At 40.4% G+C, this 25,512-nt stretch carries 21 protein-coding genes; all 21 read right to left on the reverse strand.

Annotated features, from left to right (window positions below):
- Nucleotides 1–231 precede the first annotated feature (231 nt).
- The gene (locus G602_RS0114925) at nt 232–579 is read right to left on the reverse strand and encodes a type II toxin-antitoxin system HicB family antitoxin (protein ID WP_026659706.1); all 348 of its coding nucleotides are present in this window, start codon (nt 577–579) and stop codon (nt 232–234) included.
- Nucleotides 580–758: 179 nt separating this feature from the next.
- Complete coding sequence (locus G602_RS26870) at nt 759–2,234, reverse strand: sensor histidine kinase (protein ID WP_196808690.1); 1,476 nt, start codon at nt 2,232–2,234, stop codon at nt 759–761.
- Between the two features lie 131 nt (nt 2,235–2,365).
- On the reverse strand, nt 2,366–3,070 hold the full coding sequence (locus G602_RS0114935) for a response regulator transcription factor (RefSeq protein WP_026659708.1): 705 nt from the start codon (nt 3,068–3,070) through the stop codon (nt 2,366–2,368).
- The gene (locus G602_RS0114940) at nt 3,063–4,337 is read right to left on the reverse strand and encodes an ABC transporter permease (RefSeq protein ID WP_026659709.1); all 1,275 of its coding nucleotides are present in this window, start codon (nt 4,335–4,337) and stop codon (nt 3,063–3,065) included. Before G602_RS0114940 ends, G602_RS0114935 begins: the two co-directional genes overlap by 8 nt.
- Nucleotides 4,327–5,022, reverse strand: coding sequence for an ABC transporter ATP-binding protein (locus tag G602_RS0114945; protein WP_026659710.1), 696 nt, complete (start codon nt 5,020–5,022; stop codon nt 4,327–4,329). The genes G602_RS0114940 and G602_RS0114945 overlap by 11 nt, the downstream gene beginning before the upstream one ends.
- On the reverse strand, nt 5,019–6,800 hold the full coding sequence (locus G602_RS0114950) for an HlyD family efflux transporter periplasmic adaptor subunit (RefSeq protein WP_026659711.1): 1,782 nt from the start codon (nt 6,798–6,800) through the stop codon (nt 5,019–5,021). Before G602_RS0114950 ends, G602_RS0114945 begins: the two co-directional genes overlap by 4 nt.
- 58 nt (nt 6,801–6,858) lie before the next feature.
- Nucleotides 6,859–7,128, reverse strand: a complete 270-nt coding sequence (locus G602_RS26875) for a flavodoxin domain-containing protein (protein WP_196808691.1) — start codon at nt 7,126–7,128, stop codon at nt 6,859–6,861.
- Nucleotides 7,129–7,144: 16 nt separating this feature from the next.
- Complete coding sequence (locus tag G602_RS31755) at nt 7,145–7,279, reverse strand: hypothetical protein (protein ID WP_256374983.1); 135 nt, start codon at nt 7,277–7,279, stop codon at nt 7,145–7,147.
- Between the two features lie 63 nt (nt 7,280–7,342).
- Nucleotides 7,343–9,316 (reverse strand): glycoside hydrolase family 127 protein, encoded by a 1,974-nt coding sequence (locus G602_RS0114965; RefSeq protein WP_026659712.1) that lies wholly within the window; start codon nt 9,314–9,316, stop codon nt 7,343–7,345.
- 9 nt (nt 9,317–9,325) lie between these two features.
- Nucleotides 9,326–10,159, reverse strand: coding sequence for a carbohydrate ABC transporter permease (locus G602_RS0114970; protein ID WP_026659713.1), 834 nt, complete (start codon nt 10,157–10,159; stop codon nt 9,326–9,328).
- Between the two features lies 1 nt (nt 10,160).
- Nucleotides 10,161–11,036: a carbohydrate ABC transporter permease gene (locus tag G602_RS0114975; RefSeq protein WP_242835627.1), complete on the reverse strand. Its 876-nt coding sequence runs from the start codon at nt 11,034–11,036 to the stop codon at nt 10,161–10,163.
- Nucleotides 11,037–11,196: 160 nt separating this feature from the next.
- Nucleotides 11,197–12,510, reverse strand: coding sequence for an extracellular solute-binding protein (locus tag G602_RS0114980; protein ID WP_026659716.1), 1,314 nt, complete (start codon nt 12,508–12,510; stop codon nt 11,197–11,199).
- A 129-nt stretch (nt 12,511–12,639) separates the two neighbouring features.
- Nucleotides 12,640–13,872, reverse strand: coding sequence for an ABC transporter substrate-binding protein (locus G602_RS0114985; protein WP_026659717.1), 1,233 nt, complete (start codon nt 13,870–13,872; stop codon nt 12,640–12,642).
- 13 nt (nt 13,873–13,885) lie between these two features.
- Nucleotides 13,886–15,367, reverse strand: a complete 1,482-nt coding sequence (locus G602_RS0114990; RefSeq protein ID WP_026659718.1) for a response regulator transcription factor — start codon at nt 15,365–15,367, stop codon at nt 13,886–13,888.
- 15 nt (nt 15,368–15,382) lie between these two features.
- Complete coding sequence (locus tag G602_RS0114995; protein WP_044932287.1) at nt 15,383–17,188, reverse strand: cache domain-containing sensor histidine kinase; 1,806 nt, start codon at nt 17,186–17,188, stop codon at nt 15,383–15,385.
- A gap of 325 nt (nt 17,189–17,513) precedes the next feature.
- Complete coding sequence (locus G602_RS0115000; protein WP_026659720.1) at nt 17,514–17,960, reverse strand: Hsp20/alpha crystallin family protein; 447 nt, start codon at nt 17,958–17,960, stop codon at nt 17,514–17,516.
- A gap of 203 nt (nt 17,961–18,163) precedes the next feature.
- Nucleotides 18,164–19,930 (reverse strand): MATE family efflux transporter, encoded by a 1,767-nt coding sequence (locus G602_RS0115005; protein WP_049945255.1) that lies wholly within the window; start codon nt 19,928–19,930, stop codon nt 18,164–18,166.
- A gap of 80 nt (nt 19,931–20,010) precedes the next feature.
- Entirely contained in the window at nt 20,011–20,961 is a 951-nt protein-coding gene (locus G602_RS0115010) for an EamA family transporter (protein WP_044932288.1), read from the reverse strand.
- A gap of 302 nt (nt 20,962–21,263) precedes the next feature.
- Nucleotides 21,264–22,964, reverse strand: a complete 1,701-nt coding sequence (locus G602_RS0115015; RefSeq protein ID WP_026659724.1) for a putative bifunctional diguanylate cyclase/phosphodiesterase — start codon at nt 22,962–22,964, stop codon at nt 21,264–21,266.
- 959 nt (nt 22,965–23,923) lie between these two features.
- Nucleotides 23,924–24,406: a hypothetical protein gene (locus G602_RS0115020; RefSeq protein WP_026659725.1), complete on the reverse strand. Its 483-nt coding sequence runs from the start codon at nt 24,404–24,406 to the stop codon at nt 23,924–23,926.
- A 38-nt stretch (nt 24,407–24,444) separates the two neighbouring features.
- Nucleotides 24,445–24,981, reverse strand: coding sequence for a hypothetical protein (locus G602_RS26880; protein ID WP_044932291.1), 537 nt, complete (start codon nt 24,979–24,981; stop codon nt 24,445–24,447).
- Nucleotides 24,982–25,512 lie beyond the last annotated feature (531 nt).

Raw genomic sequence — 25,512 nt, forward strand, 5'->3', positions numbered from 1 at the left:
AATCTAATCAGCGAAATGAATCACTTCTACAGATTATAATGTCCTAATTTTCTCCACAACTTTTTTAAACTCATCATATCTAATTTGCTCAGAAAAGGTTTCATACCCTTATATTTTAATAGTTGAAACAAATAAAGAAAAGCCTTGTCATCAAGGCTTTTCCATTATAAAATCCATCTTTAGTTATCAGTTCTCGAATCGGCGATTTAACAAAAATATTGCGTCTTTGGGCTAACCTTCTAGGATGTCCAGTTCATCATCAATAGCTCTGGATACAAACTGGTTTATCGTGATTCCTTCATTGGCAGCATATAATGCAATTTTCTTATGCTGCTCAGGCTTAATGCGAACATTGAATGAGCCTTTAAATTCTCGTTCAGGATCTTTTCCAATCTTCTGGCAGTAATCAAGGTAATTATCTATACAATCATGCAGGGACTGTGTAAGCTCTTTTACTGATTCTCCATGAAAATTCAGAGAGTCATTGATGCCAAGAACGTGACCTATGAATATCTGATCTTCCTGGTCAAATTCTACTTTTGCATGATATCCATTGTATTCCATCAGTGAATTTATCATTCTATCTCACCTACTTCCCTTTTGCAAGAAAAGCATCTATATCTACAAAGCCCTTGTCAAGAAGTGACAGCAGCCTTGCAGAAGTACCATTAGGTGTATTTCTGCCACACTCCCATATTTATACAGGTAATATTTCATCTATATACGAATGAACGGTGAAAAACAGCCCTCTTTACTTATCAGCCCCTAAAGAAAAGTGATATTTCAAACATAGTTCTTCGGCAGGTCTTATCGCTATCAAGTAGGCAGATTTTCCCTCCGTGAGCTTCGACTATCAGCTTTGCAATCGAAAGTCCAAGTCCTGTGCCTTGTCCGCTTGTCCTGGACTCATTACCGACCACAAATGGTTCAAAAATATTACTACGTAAAGAATCCGGGATACCAATTCCATCGTCACCAAGCCTTATTATTATTGCCGAATCGGTGATTGAAAGAGATGCGAAAATAGTAGTCCCCTTTCTATTTGACTTAACAGAATTTGATATTATATTTTCAAACACTCGCTTAAGCTGTATCCTGTCAAAGCAATAATCCAGACTTTCATCCGGTATATCTATTTCCATGAGAAATCCCGCAAGGTCAAGCTCTTCATATTTTAGTGCAAGATACTCTCTGAAATACTCACAGATATCGCCGTTTTCTTTGCTAAGACTAAACTCCGGATGCTCAAGCTTTGAATACTCATAAAAGATGTTAATAAGTTCTGAGAGGTTTTCAGATTTAGCTCTTATAGCTTCAAGATATTTCTTCTCATCTTCCCTGGGGACAACGCCATCAGCTATAGCCTTGGAATATCCTTGAATTACAGTTATGGGAGTTTTCAGATCATGGGATATATCCGCTAGCATCTTTTGCTTTTCGTTTTCTGACTTAATCCGCAGTTTTTCACTTTCTTTAAGGCGAATAGACATATTATTGAACGTATCAATTATTTCTACAAACTCCCTGGGGCCTGAGTAGGAAAGTCCACTTCCTTCACTACCTACAGAGAACTCCGCCATCGCATTTTCCAGCATATCAAGCGGTTTTTTTACAACAAAGGAAACCCTTAGCACAAATACAATCAATATTATGCCCATTGTAATTATAAAAAGTAATAATACCGAAAAGATTCCCTTTCTGTAAGCGCCAGTCTCATTTGCGTTCTCATATGTGTCATGAATAAGTAGTACTCTCTCATCACCCCTATTATCGGTATACTCATATTTCTGTACAAAGGTACTTTCTTCAAAGCCACCATTTAAAAAATCAATTTCCTTTTCGGACATCGTTTTGCCCTCAGTCCGGTCATCGGAAAAGACAATCTTTCTTGAAGCATCAAGAACAGCCACACTGTTAAGAGTATACTGTTCATCATCATAGGAATATCTTAGCATCAGATACCCGCTCGCAGCACCATTATCATAAATTTTTTCAAGTGAGTAAAAGGTTGTTCCATCAACTGCTGGAATGTACTCTATTATTTCATCGGTATAGCTGTTATTTACAGCTTTATCACTACAGTACAAAACCTTTCCTATTCTATCAAGAACCTCGATATAGCTTCCTTTCCCGAGATATCTTTCCACCTGAAGCTTTTCGTAATTTCCCGATTTTAGATAACTCTCCTGTTCTATTATTCTGCTTATTTCATAGTTGGACTCTATTTTATCCATATATAAATTAAAAAATCCAAATATCAAGAGTGCAGTAATTACAACAATCACCGCGAACATAATATAGTTCCCGGTGATCATTGAGTATAGTGTTCCTTTTTTTCGTTTTACGGATTTAAAGAGTTTTTTCATTATTCCTTATCAATTTTATATCCAAGACCGCGTATTGTTTTGATGTATCTGGGGTTATTCCTGTCATCCTCGATTTTATCCCGAAGCTTACTCATATGCACCATTAATGCATTTTCATCATTCTCAAAATACTCTCCATTTATTTGTTCATAAATCTGGACCTTAGTAAAAACCCGTCCGGGATTTCTCATAAGAAGCTTCATAATTTTAAATTCAAATGGAGTTAGCATGATTTCCTCATTATTTTTTGTAAATCGCATTTTATCAGTATCAAGCCGTAGTGCTCCAACCTGATAAACGCTTTGAGACGCGTTTCCCCCACCAAGATTATAAAATCTTCTGAGAGCAGCTTTTACATGAGCCACCAGTTCAAGAGGATTAAAGGGCTTGGTCATATAATCATCAGCTCCTATATCAAGCCCCAGAATTCTGTCGTTATCCTGGTTTTTTGCAGACAAAACAATTATTGGAATGTTGTTGTAGGATGATCTTATTTTCTTTATAAGCTCATACCCGTTCATTCCGGGCATCATTATGTCACATATAATAAGATCCGGATTATTATTTTCAATAATACCGAATGCAGTGATGCCATCTGTGGCAACAAGTGTTTCATAGCCATCTTTTTCCAAATATAATCTAAGCAGTTCGATTATATCCATATCATCCTCTGCAATCAGTATCATATTTTTATTATCACTCATATCTAAGAGCCTCTATAGGATTAAGCCTGGCTGCCTTGTTTGCGGGATAAAACCCGAAAAAGACACCAAAAACCATCGAGAACAATACACATAATATTATACCACTTACGGATGCACTACCGCTTGCTCCTAAAAATTTGGATGCAATAAATCCAAAAAGCTCCCCTGTAATTATTCCTAATATTCCACCTATAAGGCATATGACAATTGCTTCCGTAATGAATTGAAGGCGAATATAGCCATTTGTTGCGCCAAGAGCCTTCCTGGTACCTATCTCTTTTGTCCTCTCTGTTATTGACACCACCATGATATTCATTACACCGATACCGCCTACAAGAAGCGATATCGCACCCACAGCCATAAATGCATAGGTCTGCGTATTCAGCATGGATTCCATGGACTTGATTTCTTCCTTCATGCTATATCCATAAGCTTCATAGGCATCGTTATTACCATAATATTTTGTGTTAAGATACTCCATGATTTCTGTGGCCAGACTTCCCTGATCTTCTCCTGTAGCTGCAATCACATCAAAGTTTTCATACAACTCACCTTTTCTCGTTTGCTTGACAGCGCACGACAGCGGAATATAAAGCCCTGTCCGCAGATCTTTCTGAGATACCTTGGCACTATATCCTCCACCGGGACTTTCCACATACTCATATACTCCTACTATCGTGTAATTATAGTATTTGTTTTCAAGAACAGCCTCCAGCTGCTTTCCCAGAGCTTTTCCCGTATCTCCGTCAAAGAGATTGTTCGCCAGTCTGTCGGATACAAGCGCCACCCTTCTGCCATCCTCCTGCTCCTTTGCTGTGATATTTCTTCCGGAAATAATTGTAAGCTTTTTATTTTTTATGCCCTCTTCATTTAATCCTTCAATGCTAACGTTTGCATATTTTTTTCCATTCTCGATTTTTGCATCCGCAATTGACTTTGACAGGGATATGCCACTTACCCTTCCTTTAAAATGGTCCTTTACATCCCTTAGCATCTCCGGTGAAAAATAATCCTTATCCTTCATTTCCCTTATATTTTCACTGTATTCTCCCGTATCGGGGTCGGGCTTCTGATTCATGTAAAAAGATATATTATTGACTCCCATATCCCCCATCTGACTCATGGTGGAATTCTTCATTGCATCCGCTACATTCATAATTGTGATCACCGAAGCAATTCCTATTATTATCCCTAGCATAGTCAGAAAGGTTCTGAGCTTATTGGCCAAAAGCCCCGACAATGCAAGCTTTATGTTTTCAAGAAGCATATCTGTAACCTATCCTTTCATCAACAATGCGGCCATCCTTCAAGGTCAGTATTCTTTCTGTCTCTGTCGCAAGCTCAGGTGAATGAGTGATAAATACTATTGTTATCCCCTGTTCTTCGTGGAGCTTATGAAAAAGGTCCATTATTTTTCTTCCCGTTGCAGAGTCCAGTGCACCTGTAGGTTCATCCGCAAGTATAATGGAGGGATTATTAACCAATGCTCTTGCAATGGCTACCCTTTGCTTCTGCCCTCCTGAGAGTTCATCCGGATTATGAAGCATTCTTTCCTTCATCTCTACAAGCTCTAATAGCTCCATTGCTCTTTCTTTGCGCTCTTTTGCCTTTACCCCTGCATAAAGCATGGGGAGCTCAACATTTTTTATGGCACTTGTCCTGGGAATCAGATTATAGGTCTGGAAAACAAAACCTATTTTCTGATTTCTTATATGTGAAAGTTCCTTATCAGAGGCATTACACACATCAATACCATCAAGGATATATGTCCCCTCTGTAGGCTTATCAAGAAGCCCTATAATGTTCATAAAGGTTGATTTTCCTGAGCCGGAAGTTCCTACGATTGAAACAAACTCCCCCCTTTTTACATTTATATCTATTCCGTGAAGTATCTCTATTTCATTTTCCGTTCCTATATTGAAACGTTTATATATTTTTTCGGCCTGAATCATTCCAAAATATCCTCACTATAGTCAGTGGTTGGCATAACCACCTTCATTCCTTCCTTAATTCCTTTTCCGTTTATTTCCACATAGTAATCTGTTTTAATTCCATAGGTAATATCTATCTTCTCTGTCATAGGAGTAGGATTTTTTTCTTCGCTGTTTCCTGCTACTGCGCTTTCTCCTGTTACCACTTCAATATAGTTTTTACCATCATCTGACTGCTGTATCACTGAATCCGGAACAACGAGTGCTCCCTTCTTTTCCTGCTGGACTATTGTGATCTTTGCTGTCATTCCTATTCTCAGTCTGTCGGTCTTGTTTTTTATTGAAACCTCGATAGGATAATCATTGCTGTTTGAAGCTGTGCCTGATGACTGTTCAGTACTCAAAGCCTCCCCTCCCGGGATCGGAGATACAAAAGAAACTGTGCCCTCAAGAAGTTCTTCCCCCGTGGAATCAGTTTTTATTCTTACCGGCATTCCTTCCTGAACATCACAGATATCATACTGATCTACAGTAGCGTTAACCTTGTAGCCCTTATCATTCTGAATGTTCATTATCTCCTTACCGTTATCATAAAGGGCACCTTCCTTTATTCCCACAGAGGTAACAAGTCCGTCACAGGGAGCTGTGAGAGTCGCACTCTCAATCTGCTGTTTATATTTCTCAACCTCCTGCTGAAGTGAAATATTGCTGGAGGATTGGCCAAGCTCTGTACTCTTTATACTATCCTTTGCATCAGCTAAGCTCTTTTCACCTTCTCTGATAATGTCTTGTTGTGAATCCTGCGCCTTTGTAACTGAATCCTTTGCTCCATCAATTCCTTCCTTCTTTGATTTCGCATCTGCCTCAGCACTTGCCTGATCTGCCTTTGCATCTGCAAGGTTACTCTTTGCATCACTAAGTGCATTCTGATTTGATTCAAGTGAACTTTGAGCTTGCTCATTTTCATGCTTTGCTTTCCTCACTTCTTTCTCTGCCTTTTCAACCGCTTCTCTTGCTTCATCAAGTTCTCTTTGTGCTTCTTCCTTTTGTGCATTAAGGTTCTCTACCTGATCCTCCTGCATTCCATCAAGCTCGGTTTTTACCCTCTCAGCTTCTGTAAGTCTCTTCTGGGCATCCTCAAGCTTTTCCTGTTTTTTCTCGTATTTCTCAGCTTTGCTTTTTGCATGTCCGTTTGCCTCATCATAAGTGCCCTGGGCATAATTCGCTTCTCCTGTTTTGCTATCAACATTTTCCTGAGCGGAAGCATAAACTCCATCTGCTGTATCGGAAGCATTAACTGATTTCTCATATTCCTGCTGTGCTTTATCCACTTCCCTTTGAGCTCTCTCCTGTTGAATTTTTGCCTGTTCAACTGCTGTATCATAGTTTCTTTTGGCGGTTGCCATTTCAAGAGCATCCTTTTGCTTTGCTATTTCAAGGCTATCCTCTGCCTGCTTCAACGCTTTTTCTATAGTTGAGGTATCGAGCTCTGCAACCACATCTCCCTTTTTTACGTGGTCACCTACTCTAACCTTGATGGATTTTACCTTAACCCCTGACAACTCACTTGTTACAGACTGACTTTCAAGAGCCGCAATGGTCCCATTTATTGAAAGTGATTTCTCAAGATCCTGTTTTATAACCTCTACTGTCTGCAACGTATTTTCATTATCTGCAGCTTTTACCATTGATTTTTTATAGATTGTTACTCCACTGGTTGTTGCTATTGTAATAGTCAGAACGATTGAAGAAAGAATAATCATAGCATTCCTTTTATTCGTTATCTCTAATTTTTTCATTCTTATGCACCTCATATCTCTCTACATTTGTCACGGAAATCAGTATATTTTGTCTGCATTAAGAAAACCTTATCCAAACCTTAAGATTTATTAAGGTTGCAAAAAAGCCCCTGAAATCATCATTCAGAAGGAACCACTTGGACTTAACAACTTTTTCTGCCATAGCCCATCCCCCATAGCAGATTGCGCCGTAGGCTTCAAAATAATCTGTCCCCTTTTTCTGGGCTTCTTTAAGATCAATCAGATCTGCGCCTACCCTGTCTGCAAGCCACTGGGCATATCTTTTTGTAAATCCTGTCTGTGATGTGTAAATAACAAGTGTTTTCATATTCATCCTTCTCATTTCACTTGAATTCGTATCTCTCTAAAAAAGTATCTATGTGCTTTTCAATAGTTTGAAGAGCTTCCTTCTTTTTCCTGGGTTCTCTGTCCAAAAGCTGAACCATGATTGTAATTGGCGATATAAACAATTCTGGCAATATTTCCTCTCTTAAAACAAAAAAACGGTTGGCTGTTCATATATGATTGCCAACCGCCATATTCTATCTGATCATTTCTTTTATCCAGACTATCATTTCCTTATTTCTTTCCCGGTTTCCCCAGTAGCAGTACGGATAGGCCACAAACCGTCTATCTGTTAACGAAATCTTTTGTGTCCCATAAAGGCAATGATTATCCCAACCATCCATATTCAACTGCCTTCCTTCGAAATATAGTCTGTAGGTACCACCAAGGATATCCTCCTGATATTCTTCCGTGATAACAGTATCCGTATCAACAAAGACCGAAGATAAATTGTCACCATTGTCTTCTTCTTCGAGGCAATAAACCAGCGGTCCTTTCATCAGAGCTACCTTCCCTGCGTCAGCTCTGACAAGGGGATTTGCATGAATGAATCTTGCAGGAATATCAAAAGAAATGTCTATGGTCATACTTTTACCATTTAGTAATATATACTTATATCCATGCTCCTCATTATCGAACAAAGTTCTGCCCATATTGCTTTCAATCGATATACCCATGTTTTCAGCATAATATGGAACTCTTATTCCAAGCTTTCCCGTTAGTTCCATACCCTCTGATTTACTATCAATTATCAGCCTTACCTTCCCCTCCCATGGCATCCGGCTTTCCATTCTGACGACAAGATCACATTCTCCAAGACTGGTTCTTGTTTCGGAAGATATAAAGAGATTTACATCTAGTTCATCATCTCTTCTGCAAAAAATATACTGTCCAATAGAAGCAAGAGTGCGCGCTATGTTTGGAGGACAGCATGCTACGCCAAACCACTTCTGCCTCTCACTTTTTACATGTGCACGGGAAGTATGCTCCATACAGGCATCAGGCCATACCTCAAGAGGATTAACATAGAAGAATCCTTTACCATCCATGGCTATACCGGACAGAACCGTGTTATATAAAGCCCTCTCTACCTCGTCAAAATATGAAGCATCATGTGTAATCTCTCCCATTCTTTTTCCAAACATGGCAAGTGCTATTGATGCACATGATTCAGAATAGTTACAGTCATTTGGAAGATCATAGTCCGTGGTAAATCTCTCCAGGAAACCTGATGAACCTATACTTCCTGTTATATACATCCTTCTGTGAACCATATCATCCCACAGGGTCTCGCAGCAGGAAAGGAGCTTTTTATCGCCATACTCTGCTGCGACATCTGCCATTGCACTGTACAGATAAGCAGCACGAACAGCATGTCCTTCTGCTGTAGTCTGCTCATATACGGGTTTGTGGGACTGTGAATACGAAGGATCATAATCATTAAACTCCGGGAATATCCGATCAAAATCAGGACGCTTTTCTTCTTCCAGAAAATAGTTGTCTCCAACTCCCCTGATATCTATGAAGTGCTTTGCAAGCTTAAGATACTCCTCTTTACCCGTTACTCTATATAGTTTTACAAGCCCCAGTTCAACCTCCGGATGACCTGGGTATCCATGGCACTTCCCATCTTCACTTCCAAAAACATCGCATAAAAGGTCACCTAACCTGCAGACAATATCCAGAAATTTCCTTTTCCCAGTAGCTTCAAAATATGCGACTGCTGCTTCCATCATGTGTCCCGCAGTATACAGTTCATGTCCTTCCTGAAGGTTTTTCCACCTTTTTTCAGGTGCGTTGATTATGAAATAGGTATCCAGATACCCGTCTGGCTGCTGAGCTTTTTCAATGAGATCTATAGCTCCATCAGCAAGTTTTTCAAGCTTCTCATCACGGCCGTAGGATGATAAGTAAAAGCCTACTGCTTCAAGCCATTTTGCAAGATCTGTATCCTGGAAAACAGCGCCTTTATATTCACCTTTCGAAATACCGGCAGCAATCTTGAAATTCTCAATGCAGTGGCTCGTTTCTACATCTTCGAGCCTGTCATTTAATACATCCCACTGATACGGTATGATTACCTTTCCTACAAGATCCCTGTATTTATTGAAAAAACTGTCGGTGATCCTTATGTCCGAAATAGGGATCGTTGAGTTAGCATTATATTTCATTTCTCCCCCTTATGCCTTAACTGCACCATTTGTTAGTCCACTTACGATGTATCTTTGCATGAATATAAATATAAGAACAATAGGCAAAATAGCAACAATACCAAATGCCATTGTTGCATTCCATAATGTCTGATACTGTTGGACATAATTGTATATATTTGATGTTATTGGCCTCTTATTTGGATCCGTCATAAATGTAATTCCATAGATAAGGTCACCCCATGCATAAACAAATGAAAAAACAGCCGCTACAATAACCCCAGGCTTTGCTATGGGAAGCATTATTTGGATAAATGAGCTTATGGGACTGCAGCCATCAATTGCAGCAGCTTCATCAAGTTCCTTAGGTATGGAAAGGAAATATGTCCTAAGGATAATAATTGAAAACGGAATTCCAAGCGTAGCATCAGCAAGTATCGGTGCAAGGTAGTTATTTAACAGCCCCATCCTTGAAAACATGATATAAAGTGGCGTAAGTATAAGTGTTGAAGGCAGCATCTGCATCATAAGGAAAAACAGGATAAGGATTTTCTTTGACCTGAATCTGAATCTTGCCAGACCATATGCTGCAGGTATTGAAAGTACCGTCGATATCATCATCGCTGAAAAAGCTATAAGAAAACTGTTCCTGAATCCTAATAAAGTAGCACTCGATTCTGAAAACTGGCTCTGGAAGGCTTCAAGCGTAAGATTCCTTGGCCAGAGAGGTGTAGGAACTTCGAATATCTCAACCTGTGTTTTTAATGCAGTAACAATCATCCAGTAAAGTGGGAACATAAGGATAATGAATATTATGATGCCGGCGCCAAAGCTAATGGCACTCTCTCGTTTTTCATGCTTCATATTACATTACCTCCTCTTCTGAATTTATAAGCTTTATGTAGAACATTCCCACTACGAAAAGTATCAGAAACAGAATATTAGCTGAAGCAGCTCCTTTACTAAATTCAAACTGTTCAAAAGAGAGCTTGTAGGCATAGGTACTTGCCAACTCTGTCGCATTTATAGGACCACCCTTTGTCATAACCCAGACAAGATCAAAAACTTTGAAAGTATATACGAATCCAAGCGTAAGCACAGACATTATGGCAGGCTTTATTACAGGAATAGTTATTCTGAAAAGTGTCTGTATCTTGTTAGCTCCGTCTATCCTTGCACTCTCGTAGATATCTGCAGGAACCGTAGTAAGCCCTGTAAGAAGGAGCATCATATTAAATGGTATACCTATCCAAATATTAGCTACAACAATGGCCACCATTGCAGTATTTCCTTTAAGAAGCCAATCTACGGGTGAATCGATAAGATGCATTGACATCAGCATCTGGTTTGCAATTCCTCCCGACGTAGCAAATATAAACTTAAAAAGCAGTCCTGCAACCGTAACAGGCAAAAGCCATGAGATCATGGTTGCTCCTCTGAAGAAAGAAGATCCTGGAAACTTCTTGCTGAATAAAAGCGCAAGAACAAAGCCAATGATAAACTGAAAGAAAATGGATGCAACTGTAAAAATAAGTGTATTTACTATCGCTTTACTCATAACTGAGTTTGCATCCGTAAACAGTTCCACATAATTTGATAATCCGACAAATTCCTGCATTCCCGGTTTGGAAAAGTTATAAACGTTGACATTCTTCAAGCTGAGAATAAGGTTTGAAAGAGTTGGATATCCGACAAATACGAGCATATATATAAGAGCCGGAAGTGAAAATAAAAATCCCATCTTTCCCTGGCTGGTCAGCTTCCTTTTCCCAATTCCCAATATTGAAATCCCTGACTGTGTATGCTCTTTTGCCGTAAGAGTTGCTGAAGTCATATTTTGCTCCTTTATTAAAGACAATGCGGGGAAGCCGGCGCCTCCCCGCGATTATTAACAATTATAATTATTTGACTGCATCCACAGCTGCCTGTGTATCCTTTGCTGCCTGATCGGGATCCTTTGAAAGTGTGAGCACTTCCTGGAAACCAGTCTGGATAGCATTTGAATATGAAGGCCATATAGCTGAAGGACCTCTGGGAATAGATGTTGTAAGCTGTGTAATGAATTCCTTCTGAATAGGATCTTCTGTCCAGTATGCATCCTTTGCAGCTTCTGTCTTAGGAGGGAATGAACCGTACTGCTTCATTGCAGCTACCATAACATCTGTCTGGTTATAGTATTCAAGAAATGCCTTTGCGCCTTCCATATCGTCCTTGTTTACAGCACCCATGTTTTCACCACCAAGAATAGATGTAGCCTGTCCTGAGGAAGCATCTTTCTTAGGAAGAACAGTTACGCCATAGTTGATGTCGGGGGCATCAGTTGCAATACCGGGAATCTGCCAGGGGCCATTCTGCATCATTGCGATGTTTCCAGCCTTCCAGTTGTTGCATACATCAGTCTGTGCCCAGTTTACACATTCCTTAGACCATGAGCCGTCTTTTATCATTTCCTGCATGAGCTTGTATGCGTCCTCACCGTCTGTAATATCAGTGTAAGAACCGCCTGCTGTATAGAGCCACTGCAGACACTGGAATGTTCCCTCATCAGTTCCGATTGCTGCATTTCCAAATCCTGTTACGCCATAATCTGTAAGCTTTTTGGCCATCTCATGGAACTCTTCCCATGTTGTGTTTTCATCAGGATATTCAACACCTGCAGCATCAAAGATATCCTTGTTATAGAAAAGTGCGGTACAGTTTGTCGCAAACGGAAGACCATAATGCTTTCCATCCATCATTGTGGAATTCATTGGTCCTTCGATATATTCTGACCAATCGATATTGGCATCTGAGATATCTCCGAACAGATCCATGGCAATGAATGAAGCCATATCACATCCATCAAGAATGACAACATCCGGAAGCTCTCCAGATGCAATACCTAATGTCAGCTGTTTCTCATAATCCGCAAATGGCACATAGGTATGTGAAGCTACATATTTGTCCTGTGATTTGTTGAACCCATCTATAAGGGTCTCCATCATTTCCTTCTGTGCTGCTGTTTCAAAATAATCCCAAATTACTACTTCTTTCTTTCCATCTGCTGCAGTTGGTGTTGCCTCATCAGCAATCTCTGTTGCAGCAGGTGCTTCTGCAGTCTCAGGAGCCTTAGCTGTTTCTCCCCCTGAAGATGTATTACCAGATCCGCATCCTGCAAGAATTGATGCCGCCATGGCTGTGGTAGCTGCTACCGATACTAACTTCTTAAACCTCATAAAAAATACCTCCCTTTTCTTTGCCTGTATCTGAGATGTCCTTCATCTCTTTATACAAGTATTGTAAGAGAGGTATTTATTCTTAAAAATTCCAATAAATTAAAAAAGGTGGAAATAATTCAACTGATTTCACTTAATTTTAAGTGCTACTTCATCAAGACTCATCTCTCCGGTTATTACCTTTGAAAAGCCTTCCGTAAGCGTATTTGAAAGGGTTTTCCACTCTTTTATATCAGTTCTGGATATGGCATAATCCATCTGATCCATGATTATCCTAAGCTTCGGTTTCTTTTTCACAAGCTCCTCTGCAGAACTGACTTTGCTTGGCAAAAGATCAGTGCTATCACAGAAACGTTCAGTACCACCTTTTTCAGCGCAGTATTTTATAAATTCGACAGCACCTTCCACATTTTTTCCTTTAATTATTCCGAGATTTTCACCGCCAAGTACAACAGCACTTCTCTTATATGACGGCATTGGTGCAAGTTCATAATCTATTCCGGCTTCATCAAGCATGGAAAAAACCCATGGTCCATTTTCCATTATTGCAATATCCCCATCAATAAACCTTCTTGCCACATCTGTCTGTGAATAATTTATACAATCAGCTGGCATGCATCCGTCTTCCACAAGCCCGGTCAAAAGACTTAATGCTTCCTTTACGGCCTCACCATTTATATCCTTTCCTTCTTCAGTAGCTTCAATAACCCAGCTACATATCTGAAAGGCTCCCTGCTCGGCATCAATGGAACTCATCAAAAAGCCATATGTACCACTGCCAGAGAGTTTATGAACGGCATCAGAAAAGTCGTCCCAGTTTTCAGGAACATCTACACCTGCCGCCTTTAACATATCCGGTCTGTAGATAAGACATACATTGTTACTGTTAAAAGGAACTCCGTAATAGCTATCCTCATACTTTGTGGTCCCTACAGAAGCCATAAAGTAATCTTCATCAAGCTTGAGTTTTTTAGCATATTCAGTTATGTCCTCAAACATCCCAAGCTGTATGAACCTTTGCATATCCGGATTATCTATTATCACGATATCAGGAAGTTCCTGCTCGGTATATGCTCTTGATATCCTCCGGTCGAACTCAGTCATCGGGACATGTTCCCAAGTTATTTCATACTGATCCTGCGCTTCATTAAATGATCTGGTAAGCTCATCAAGCCCTTTTGTCTGTGCATCGGTTTCGTAATATGACCATATGAGCAGTTCCTGCTTTGAAGATATCTCCTCCTCCGTCACATCAGAATCTGCAGCATAGCAACCAAAGACAGATATAATAACGCAACACAATAGTATAACTGTTATGCTCTGAAGGATTCTCTTTTTATATCCTTTTATCAACTCCCCCATAAAGCTGCTCCTTTTACTTCATTGACTTAAATTCCTTTGGCGAAATTCCTTCAATGTCCTTAAAAACCTTGTTAAAGTATTTGGTGTCTGAAAATCCGACTTTTTCAGCAACCTCATATATCTTGAGGTCAGTCGTTTTGAGAAGTCTTTTTGCATGGCTTACCCTGAACTCGTTTACAAATGCGGAAAAGTTTATGTTCATTTCCCTGTGGAACAGAGTACTGAGGTATTCAGGCGTGATTGCCAGATAGTCTGCAACTTCTTCCTGTGATATTTTTTCCTGATAGTGTTCCCTTATATATGAAATAGCCTTAAGTAGAGTGTAGTTTCTAATATTTTCCCGTTCATTTTCACGAAGAAGAATGATCCTCACCTGTTCCTTTAAAGGTTCAAGCATTTCCCTAAGAAGCAGAGCTCTTGATATTTTTAGCGGTGCATCCACATCCGCAAGTGGTTTAAGTTTCCTTGTCCACATCCTTGAAGCAAGCTGCATTATGTAGTTGGAAATATTTGACACCGCAACGCGTACTGAAAATGGATTGTAGCTGCCCTTTTTTAATGTATCTGTAAAGTCGTTGCACCATTTTTCGAATACCTCCCCATCTCCCGTCATAAGAATTTTCTCAATCTCTTTTTCCATCTCGGAAGAATAAGGATAATCCGGAAATTCCTTCTGCTCGTAATCACTCTTCGTTATCACACTTATATCTCCAAGTGCCATGGCATACAAAATATTTTTTCTCAGATCATCTAATTTGGATGTCAAATTGCTGATATCTGTCAGTTCTCCCAGTGTCCATATACTGTTCTTTGCTGAAGATATGACTGATATCCTTCTTTTTATCATAGCAGCCATTTCTTCAGAATTGACAGCCTGCCTGTATAGTAAACATAAACCGTTGCTCTCATCCAGAGAAGTCATCGCCAGTGAATCATCAAATCTTGCTCCTAGCTCATCTTCCACTATTTTTTCAGGGAATCTTCCATATAACAGCCACATACTTTCTCCGTCATGTATACCAAATACCCTGTTTATTTTCTGAATATTTTCCATTGATAATTCAAGTGTACCTGCGATCAGTGTCCTTAGGTATATTGCAGGATCAGCATCAAGTTGTGCTGCTTCCACACCTATCTTTTTATTTATGGTTAAAAGAACCCTTTCAACATCATCTACCGTTATAGGCTTTAGGAGATAATCATCTGCTCCTGCGCTTACGGCCCTTCTAGCGTAATCGAATTCTGCATAACCTGTAAGTATTATGCTATGGCACTTTATTCCTTTCTCTTTTAACTCATCGAGCATATCAAGTCCATTCATCTCAGGCATCTGGATGTCCGTAACGACAAGATCCGGTCTCAATTCCTCTATCAGTTCTATCCCTTCCCTGCCATTTTTTGCCTTTCCGACCACTTCAGTATTTTCATGGGCTGACAAAAGCCTTGAGAGCCCGTTTCTTATTTTTATCTCATCCTCGACAATAACTATTCTCATCTCTCCCCCAATAGGTCAAACAATACAGCTGTCTGCAGGGATATACAAGGTAATCTCTGTTCCTATATCCTTAACGCTGTTTATTGTCCAATGTGCTCTGTCACCATAATACATAACAAGTCTTGAGAAGGCATTTCTGAGACCAAGCCCCTCCTTGGAATCATTTTCTTTACTAAGCACATATTCCCTGTTATTCATCTTTTCAAGCAGATCTGCCGGCATGCCCTTCCCATTATCCCCTATACTTATCTGAAGATAATCTCCCTTCTCGGACATATCGATATGTACTGTTATCTCTCCGCCCTCTTCAATTCCTTCGAAACCATGAATAATTGCATTTTCCACAAATGGCTGAATCAGTAGTTTATGAAGTTGCATTTTTTCTGTTTCCTGGCTTACGACTACGTTAAATAGGAAAGCATTCTCAAATCTTATGCTCTGCAATTCGAGATACCGGTTCAGAAAATCCTTTTCAACACCTACTGTTGTTTTGGCATCTACTCTGCTGACTGAGTGCCTCAGAATAAGCCCCAGATTACTAAGGGCTTTGCTAATTTCATTTTCACCCTTCTCAATTGCCATCCAGTTTATTGAATCAAGCGTATTATATAGAAAATGTGGATTTATCTGAGCTTCAAGCGCTTTAATTTCCGCATCCTTCTGTCTATCCTTGGCCTCGGAAACCTCGCTTAGAAGATTCTCCACCCTCTCCGTCATAAGATTAAAATTATTACTGATAACGCCAAACTCATCCTCACTATGAACGGATATCCTTTCCTTCAGGTTACCGTTCTGGACTTTCTGCATACCATTTACTATCGACCTTACCGATCTGTTAAGATTTCTTATTGTATAGTTGATTATAATCACGACAGTAATAAGAATAATAAGGCTAATGAATATCATGATACGCTGACTTGCCCTTAAATCCTGCAGCACTTCATCTACATCATACGCACTAACAAATTTCCAACTGGTCGATTTATCCTCATATACTATAGTGGCAATGTTCCCACTATCTGACAGGAATCCGCTCTGTCTTATAAAAGCATCCATATCTGAAACTATTGATGCAACATAAACACTGTCGGGATAAGAAACAACCCTACTCTCATCATCCAAAATGAAGTTTATGCCTGTGCTTTTAACAGATTCATTATTACAGATACGTTTCAGAGCCTTTTCATCAACAGACATAATCACAGTAGCTATACTTCCCTTATCAAGGTGATCAAAATCAAACATTCTTTTGGATATATGGAAGTAATAAGTAGTCTTTCCATTTTCTGAAAATTTCATTGAAGGAGTAATTACCATACCCGGGCTGTTTTTAGCACCCTGGACAGGAGGGGTGATACGCATATCTGAAAATTTATCCCATAAGTTATGTACTGCAGAATCCGTATTAAAATCATATATTACGGATTCACCATTTGAGCATACAAGACTTATACATCTGACATCTTCTATCGTGCTTGTATACTGCTTAAGCTTCCCTCTTATGGCACTTCTTGCAGATGCCTTCCTGGTCTCAGTTCCATTGAATAGTATCTCAATCTGGCTTATTATGTCATCATCAACATATATCTGATACAAGAGATTAGTGTATGTTTCCATACTGAGATTTGTGCGTTCAGAAATACCTATAAGATCGTTATATATGATTTCATCGATCTGTTTTGTCATGTTATTCTGAGTACGCGCAAAATTATATATCTGTAATAATGTTATTGGTATTACAGATATAACAAGAAAGATAAGAATCAGTTTTTGCCCTATTTTAAGGTCATTGTATCTCCTGGCAATCCCCTCAAAAATCATACCCCACCGTATTGACCCTTCCCATAAAACGTCGATAGTACAATTTTATAGCCCGTTCTTCTTTTTTACAACAAGGAAGCTAATGAGTACTGAAATCGGACCAGTTGCGCACATTTTAGCTTCACAATCAAGATTCCTGCTTCTGTAGCTCCTAAGTTCAAGGCTGGTAAGGCTCTTAAGGATCTTGTAAACAAAAAGTAATTTGATACAAACCCAAGTAACTATTAACAGCAATTTTATCATTACATATAAAATAAGCGGCCCGGAAGTGTTCCCGAGTCGCTTATTATTACGTTGTTATTAGGAGTTTTATGTTGTTATGCCTTTAGGCAATCATTATATGTTTCTTTTCAGGAAGCTTTTGCTGCTCCTTCTTAGGTATCGTCAATGAAAGAACTCCATGTTTGAAGGATGCTTTTATATCCTCTTCTGTGATCTGGTCACCTACATAGAAGCTTCTCTGCATCGATCCGCTGTAACGTTCCTGTCTGATAAGGCGGCCCTTCTTATCGTTCTTGTCATTGTTCATGTTCTTTGAAGCGCTGATTGTAAGATAGCCTTCGTTTAGTTCGAGGTTTATATCTTCCTTGCTAAATCCTGGAAGATCAATGCTGACCTCATACTGGTTATCCTCTTCCTTGACATCAGTCTTCATCAGCCTGTCGGCGTGACGTCCATAAAGCTTGCGCTCCATGTGGTTCAGATCCCTGAAATCCGGGAAATTGAACAGATCATCAAAAAGTCTCTCTTCAAAAATACTTGGTGCTAACATAGTTTTTTCCTCCTTTGCATCAAAAACATTTATTTTTGAGCATTGGGACGGAGGGTTTAGATCTAGGGAACTTCAGTCCTTATGGTCTTCTCTGTTCCTTTGTTCTATATATGGTATAACACCAAATTAGCACTCTGTCAAGTAGAGTGCTAATTGTTTTTGTGTAGCATCTTTGCTACATTGCAGATGCGAATTTAGTGTGTTCAATTTTCTTTGCTGTACAGGATCTTCTGGTCCTTGCCCTTGATGAGAAACGAGCTGCGGTTGAGGCTCATGGTGGTCAGATGGCGGTTGCCGAAGTCCTTCTTTTCCAGGTACCGAGCCAAGGTATAGGCGCCCAGGGACATGACACTGATGTCCTCATCGGCCATATCGAAGGAAACGCCATCGTCCTTCGATATAATTTGAACGCCTTCAGGCTTCAGGTTCACAGTGCATTCAGCGAGCACAGCCTTGTTGTCGTTCATTTGCCGGATGAGCATATAGGCCTCCTCAATCAGCAGCATGGTCTGTCCGACAACTCGCTTTTCCACACTGTGTTCCTTCAGAAGCGTTTCGACCTTCCTTTGTACGGCGATAATCTCCTCCGGATTAGTGGAAAGGTTGAAGAGATAGCTGTTTTCGTCTCCCGGTACCTTAGAGAAAAGCATCGGGCAGTCCTTTCTGCCGTAACGCGCTGTAAGATAGACCATCAGCAAGGCATAGGCAAACATGGGCGCCACAGCAAGGCCGATGAAAAAGCCCCATACACCCAGAACCTTGCCCAAACCTACTGCGAGACAGACGCTCAGGACCACATCCCGCAGTGCGCAGACCACCACGCCCAGGAGGATTTGCCCAATGACCAGATAGTAAGAGGTGAGCATATACAAAAGGCTGACAAAGGTGGTACCCAGGGCAGTCAGCCGGACACCGGTTACAATCCAGCGGACAAGCTCCGCCTGCTCCACATGCAGCACCATGGGTACAAGGGGTGCAATAACCAGCAGAACCAGCATGACAGCTATTCCCTCTACGATAGCTGTTTTGCGTGCCAGAGCGAAAGCGGAACGCAGCCCGCTGTGGTTTTCTTCCCCGATGTAAACGCTGAAGATGGGGCCAACTGCCACGCCAATCCCGTCGAAGAGCATTTGAAACTCCCGGGACAGGACAATGGCAGAAACCAGAATCAGGTACTCCGGACCGAACTGATTACTGACAAACGCGTTCAGCGCACCAGTAAAGGCACCGAGGAAGAGATAGGAGCTGGAGTCGATGATGCTGTAGCGTACAACCTCCTTTAAAATATCAAAGGAGTAATACAGGTTCCAGCGAAGAGAATTGGTCTCCTTCCGGAAATGAAAGAGCATGATGAGCAGGGAAACCGTATAGAAGACAAAGGAAGCCAGGCCAATACCCGCGGCTCCCATAAATCTGCTGAGAACAATAGAGAACACGATGTTTCCCACACCCTGCACCACGCTGCCGATTGTGGAGACATTTTCGTCGCCATCGCTGTAAACCGCATTAAGAATGAGCTGCTGGATCGGAAGAATCAGGATCGTAAAGCGCATCCAGAAGAGGTATCCCTTCGCATAGCCAAGAACCGCTTGCGAAGGGGAACTGCTGAGTAGGTACACGTTCCCGAACAGACTTGCCAAAAAGAACAGGGCAATGCCCACAACGATGGATGCGAGAACACCAAAGCCGAAGATCTGGTCAGCCCGCTCCTTATTGAATTTCCCCATTTCTGTTGTGTACAAAATAGGCACACCCATGGAGATTACGGAGCCGAAAAAGGCACCGAGGGCATAGAGGGGTGTTACCAGTGTGATGGCTGCTACGGCATCGGGACCTATGACAGCACCGGCAACGATAGAATCGGACATCAGCAGAATGGAAACCACCATCATGGTCAGAGTTCCGCCCAGCAGCATGGAGTAATACTTTTTCGTCATCAAAGCCGGCTGTTTCTTAGCGAACATGTGCATATCAATCTATCTCCTTTCTGGATGCGTAACGCTTCCTGACTATCACCTTACATACTGACGGTATCAACAAGGGAAGCTCACTATACCGTGCCCGCAATTACCATAACGCTGCCTGCGACAATTCCCAGCAGGAAAACATACTGAGCCGCACTGACCTTTTCCTTCATAATGAGGTGGCCTCCAATCATCACAAAGATTGGATACAACGCCAACAACGGGTCCGTCGAGACCGAGTTCATGGCCATGGCGTAGCTGTAAAACACGATTCCGACATTGTCTGCAATTGCGCCAAGGATGCGAGGAGCGCTGTGCTTGGTGAAAGGGTTGTAGGGTTTCCTTTCCTTCCACCAAATATAAATCCAGAACCCGAGGGCGAAAACGGCGTATATCATGCCTACGATGATGATGCTGTCTCCCTCCGGCATGGCGTAGCCATAGGTGGTGTCCAGGCAGATGCCTGAAACAATCGTTTCCAAAGCGTCGCCTATCGAAAATATCACCGGAAAGATCAGGGTTCCCAAGCCCCGCGTCATCCAGCCAGCGCTCTGGCGGTTAGCATCTTTCCGTATTTCTCTGTTGCGAACCGTCGAAAGCAGGATAATGCATATCATAATCACCACTATTCCCGCGGTTTTCAGGGGCGTCAAAAGTTCGGAGATTGAGCTCACTCGTCCAAGCGCAAGATACGCGATAATCAGCAGGATCGTGGACGTGCCGCCGCTGATGCCCTCTACGGGAGATTCCACTGTCGCCTCGTTGTGAATATAACCGTTGAAGGAAATCGTGTTGAACACGGCGTAAACGAGGCCAAATAACGTCATCGGCCAGTATCTTACGGCGCTTTCCCAAATGGTAAACGGCTCATCCCGCGTTACCAGATAGACGAGAGCAATCGCAAAGAACACGAGCCCGATGCAAACGGAGTATTTCAGGCAGATGTGCTGCTCCTTACCGTCGTGAATGCCTGCCTTGTAGAGCAGACTGGTTGCCGCCCACATGAGTATCGCCAGAGTAACAAATAATAACCACATAGTATCCTCCACCGCGCTTTTCACTGAATCCTTCACTTCGAGCTTGCGCGGAATATTCTGAAATTGCACTAACATTTGCCGATACGGCAGCGCTGGTTCCTTGCTCCCAAGGCGTTTCTTGTTTTTGCTTTCTATTTAGCTTTTCTTCGATATCTGCCCAAAATATAACAACTGATGTTGTGTAAGAAAGGCAACCGTTTTTTTGAAACAGGATAGAGTGTAAAAAAAACGGAATGCAATGAATTGTCGACAAAGCCCCATCCGGAGCCTGAGTATCATCTTCATAGTAGTCCCGGTATGTCTTATACGACCGGTGCATAATCGCAACTGTTTATGATCTCTGTCGCAGACTGATAGTCTACCGGCTTACTGTAATAATACCCCTGCGCCAGATTACAGCCCAGTTCCACAAGCTTTTTACCCTGCTCCTTCGTCTCAACGCCTTCTGCGATGATCTCCATCTTTAGTCTTTGTGCAATAGTTATTATGCTTTCAACAAGAATCGCAGTTTTATCATCTGATATTATCATATCTGTAAAAGACTTATCGATCTTTATTACATCTGCATCGATGTTATGGAGAAGTGACAGGGATGAATATCCGGTACCAAAGTCATCGATGGATATAAACAGCCCATTTTCTTTGAGAGTCTTTACAAATGTAATGAGTCTCTCATACTCAACATCCTTTGTGCTCTCTGTTATCTCTATTTCCACATCGTCAGTAGATAGGCCATTTTCCTCTATTACCTTTAATATCTTGCTTTCTATCTTTGGTACAAAAAGGTCTTTTTTGGAAAAGTTACTTGAAATCCTTGGTGGAGTAAGTCCCATTTCTTTCCATCTTTTTATCGCTTTGCAGGTTTCATCAAATATGGCAAGATCAAGTTTCGGTATAAGCCCCTCTCTGTCCAATATCGGAATAAACTGATCAGGGTATATGTAATGGTCCTCATGGAACCACCTGCACAGCGCTTCAAAACCAACAAGTTTGCCCGTTTTCATGTCAACCTTAGGCTGGAAAAAAGGCGTGAACTCATGGTTCTTTACTGCAGTCGGAAATATTCCTATAATGTCCCTTCCTTGCATCACCATATTTTTCAGCTCTTCGCCATAATAAACAACGTCCTGCTTTAATCTGCTCTTTCCAAGCCCACAGGCTACATTTGCATCGTTAAGGCGTTCAAGGAAAGTCTTGTTCTCATCTTCTGAGAGCATGGATATCCCGACCCATGCCACAACGTCAAAGCGATTATTTGGAGCATTTTTAAGCTTTGATATGGTGACTGTACTTATCTTCTTTAAAAAGTTCTTTAGATTCTCATTGTGCAGGTATACTACAAAATTATCCCCGCCCATGCGTCCGGCACATTCATCATCTTCTGTAAACTTAAGCAGTTTCCTTGAATACTGTATTATGGCTTCATCTCCTGCCTGTGCACCACATATCTCATTAATGTATCTGAAGTTTCTGAGGTTGATCCTTAGAACGGCATAATCCTGTGGCCTGGAATGCTGTAGTACCGTATAATATTTTCTTTGTACCATTGCAATATTAGGGATTCCTGTAAGAACATCAGATGTCTCAGCATAGTCAAGCATCTTTCTCATGTTCTGTCTGCTTATGATGATGTAGATAACATTTGCCATAAACGCACACAGTTCCTGGTCAATGTCATCTTCTTTTACAGCTTTTTCGAATTCTATGTAGGCATGGACATACTCATTTCCATCATAGTAGAAGTTGTAACACTTTTTTAAGCCTCCCGGCATGCCGGAATCATAAAGAACAAGCTTGTCATCAACTGGTGTTGCTTCAAATACAAGTTTCCCCGTCCTGTGGTTCCGGTATCTGTCATCACCACCAAGATCCATGTCATAATACATTTTCGTGACATGAAGTGCACCACAGAGGTCCTTATAGGTATCTGCTTTAATATTCTCCAGCGATGCCTCCTGAAAGAGTTTCTCAAGCTTATTTGCCATCAATTCAGCGATTTTCATAATCATAGTCTCCCTAAATGATTTCAAAATCTATTCCTTGAGCAATGCCTCAAATTCTTCTAAAGGCAGTGGCTTTGAAAAGTAAGTTCATATATATAATTATTGCAATTGTTACTCTGCAACCTAAAATGAAGGCAATCTTCTACGTTTATATAGTAACATTTAATATGCAACATACTCTATAAACTTTCTGTAAACAAAAAACACATGTTTTTTGTTTATAAAGCTTTTTGTTGAGTCACAGCGCGATCCAAGTTACAATTAAAATGGAACGGTATTTCAACAATAATGATTGCGGGTGTATTATCATCACAGATTCAGTCCCCTTGCCCTGCACACAGGAGACAATGATATGTTCAATTGGATCAGCCCTTTCAACTATGACTTTGCATAGCATCAATCCCCATACAGATAATACTTCTATTATTCTATGGCTTTAGAAGAAATCTTCCTATAAGGCAGAGCGGTTTTTCTGGATTGATAAATTCAATAAACTTGTCATCTAGATAATTACTGATAGTAGTTTTGTAACAGTGAAATTTGAATAATAGAATAAGAATATTTTTATCCTGTTTTAATATAAAATTAACTAATTTTTGCAATAATAATATAAACATATACTAACACTATAGTATCAAGGCAAAAATGTTATTGAGCATATATTTTAACGCAATATTGAGTTTTATTAAGAGGTGACAAACTATTATGCCTTTTTGTAAAAAATGTGGAACTGAATTACCGGACAATAAGTCATTAAATTTCTGCCCCAATTGCGGTTATAAAACAAATGTGAAAAAAAAGAAAGCCCATGGTTGTGAGCTTTCTCGTATATGTATATTTTACTGTTTTAGGTTAATCTGACAAATATTGATCATAATGATTACCTTACAAGATTTTTTCCTTATATAAAAAACTGGCAGTTTAGTTTATCTATAAATAAAACTGCCAGTTTTTTATTATCATTTTTGAAGGTCTATCAATGCAACTTTTTTCACCTGTCGCTTTGAATTGTTGTCGCCAAAAACTATTAATCTTGCACTTGTACTGTCATCGTATTCTCGCTGTTTTGCCAGATATACTTTTTGGGGAGTTGCTACTTCCTCCGCAGAGAGTTCTACAGAATAATCATCTTCTGAAACAACTCTTACTTTGGAGTAGCTATCAGGACTAATGCCTGCAAGTTCTATTGCATCAAACAGGGAAATGCCGGTTTCAGTTATCTCTTTTTCTTCATCTTTACCAGTTATGATTACACCGGTTATGTCAGATAAATCAGAACTAAATGGATCAATCATTACAGCAGTATCTTCATAAGATATTGCTAGCCATCCCTCCGGAAGCTTGGGGGAAGTGTTTCTTTCGTTTAGGTAAACATTCAATATTATGATCAACAATGCTGCAACAATTATAAAAATCCTTTTCTTCATGACAATATATTCCATCTAAAATCCTGCTGTTTCCAAAAATAATCCATTTGCATTTACTTCATATCATCCTTAAGTGTTTCAAAGATAGTCCTTGCAACAAGTTTTGAGCCTTCGGGTGATGCATGCCTTCTGTCTTTATAGAATAGATCTACCTCAGGATGGTTATGGATATACTCCCACCACTTTTCGCCTACGGGGGCAACCTTGCATCCATATTTATCCGCAAGAATTCTGTATCTCTCTGACATCTCTTTCTGGGATTCTTCGTCACCTTCCTTAGTCCAGGTCATGTAAAAACAGGGCATTGAAGATGTCTTTCTTATCCACTCCATCAGTTTGTCAGCAGCCTCTTCCATAACGGAGAACTCTCCCATGGGATGGGCTACGTGCTGCAGGATTATGAAATCATATTCCCCAAATAATATATTGAATCTTGTCTGCTCGTTTTCAGCATGATAATCAAGCCCCATTCCACCTTTTGTAAGCATGGTTACCTGCATGTCTATTCCGTTTTCTTTGCATATATCCTTAAAGATCTTTGGCATATCATTAAAATATGTGTGGCTGTTACCTATGAAAAGTGTTCTCATTATAATCTCCCTGCCTTATTATTTTTTGTATTCACTAACTGCTCGCTATATTCATAGAGTTTTTTAGCAGTATGCATGTAATCCATATCACTAACCTCTGTATGCTTTATGATTCGTTTAAACAATTATAGACGATATTTTAATAGTACACAATCTATTTGCGGTAAATAACACCTTTTTCTACTTTGGTGAGTTTTTTGTGATAGAATGAAGTGATTTTAATGATCTCTCGGAATCTTGAGTGATCATGCCAGCTAAATTCTGGCAATTGAACTTTGACAAGTGAATATTACCCAAGATGAAAAAAAGATGCAAAACAGGGCATGAATAATAGACATAACACTGTTGCTATGCCTGAGAATGCTGTATGATATTTACGAGATCATGCTACATTACAAACCAACTTTCTCAGGGCGGATTCGTAAGGCAGATCCCATGCATCCAAATGTTGTAACATGAGGATGTGATAGAGGCGGCAGTACCACATCTTTGTTGAGCGGTGCCTGCCGCTTTCTAGCTTGAAGTCTATTT

It is taken from the genome of Butyrivibrio sp. AC2005, from assembly GCF_000424145.1.
Classification (GTDB): domain Bacteria; phylum Bacillota; class Clostridia; order Lachnospirales; family Lachnospiraceae; genus Butyrivibrio.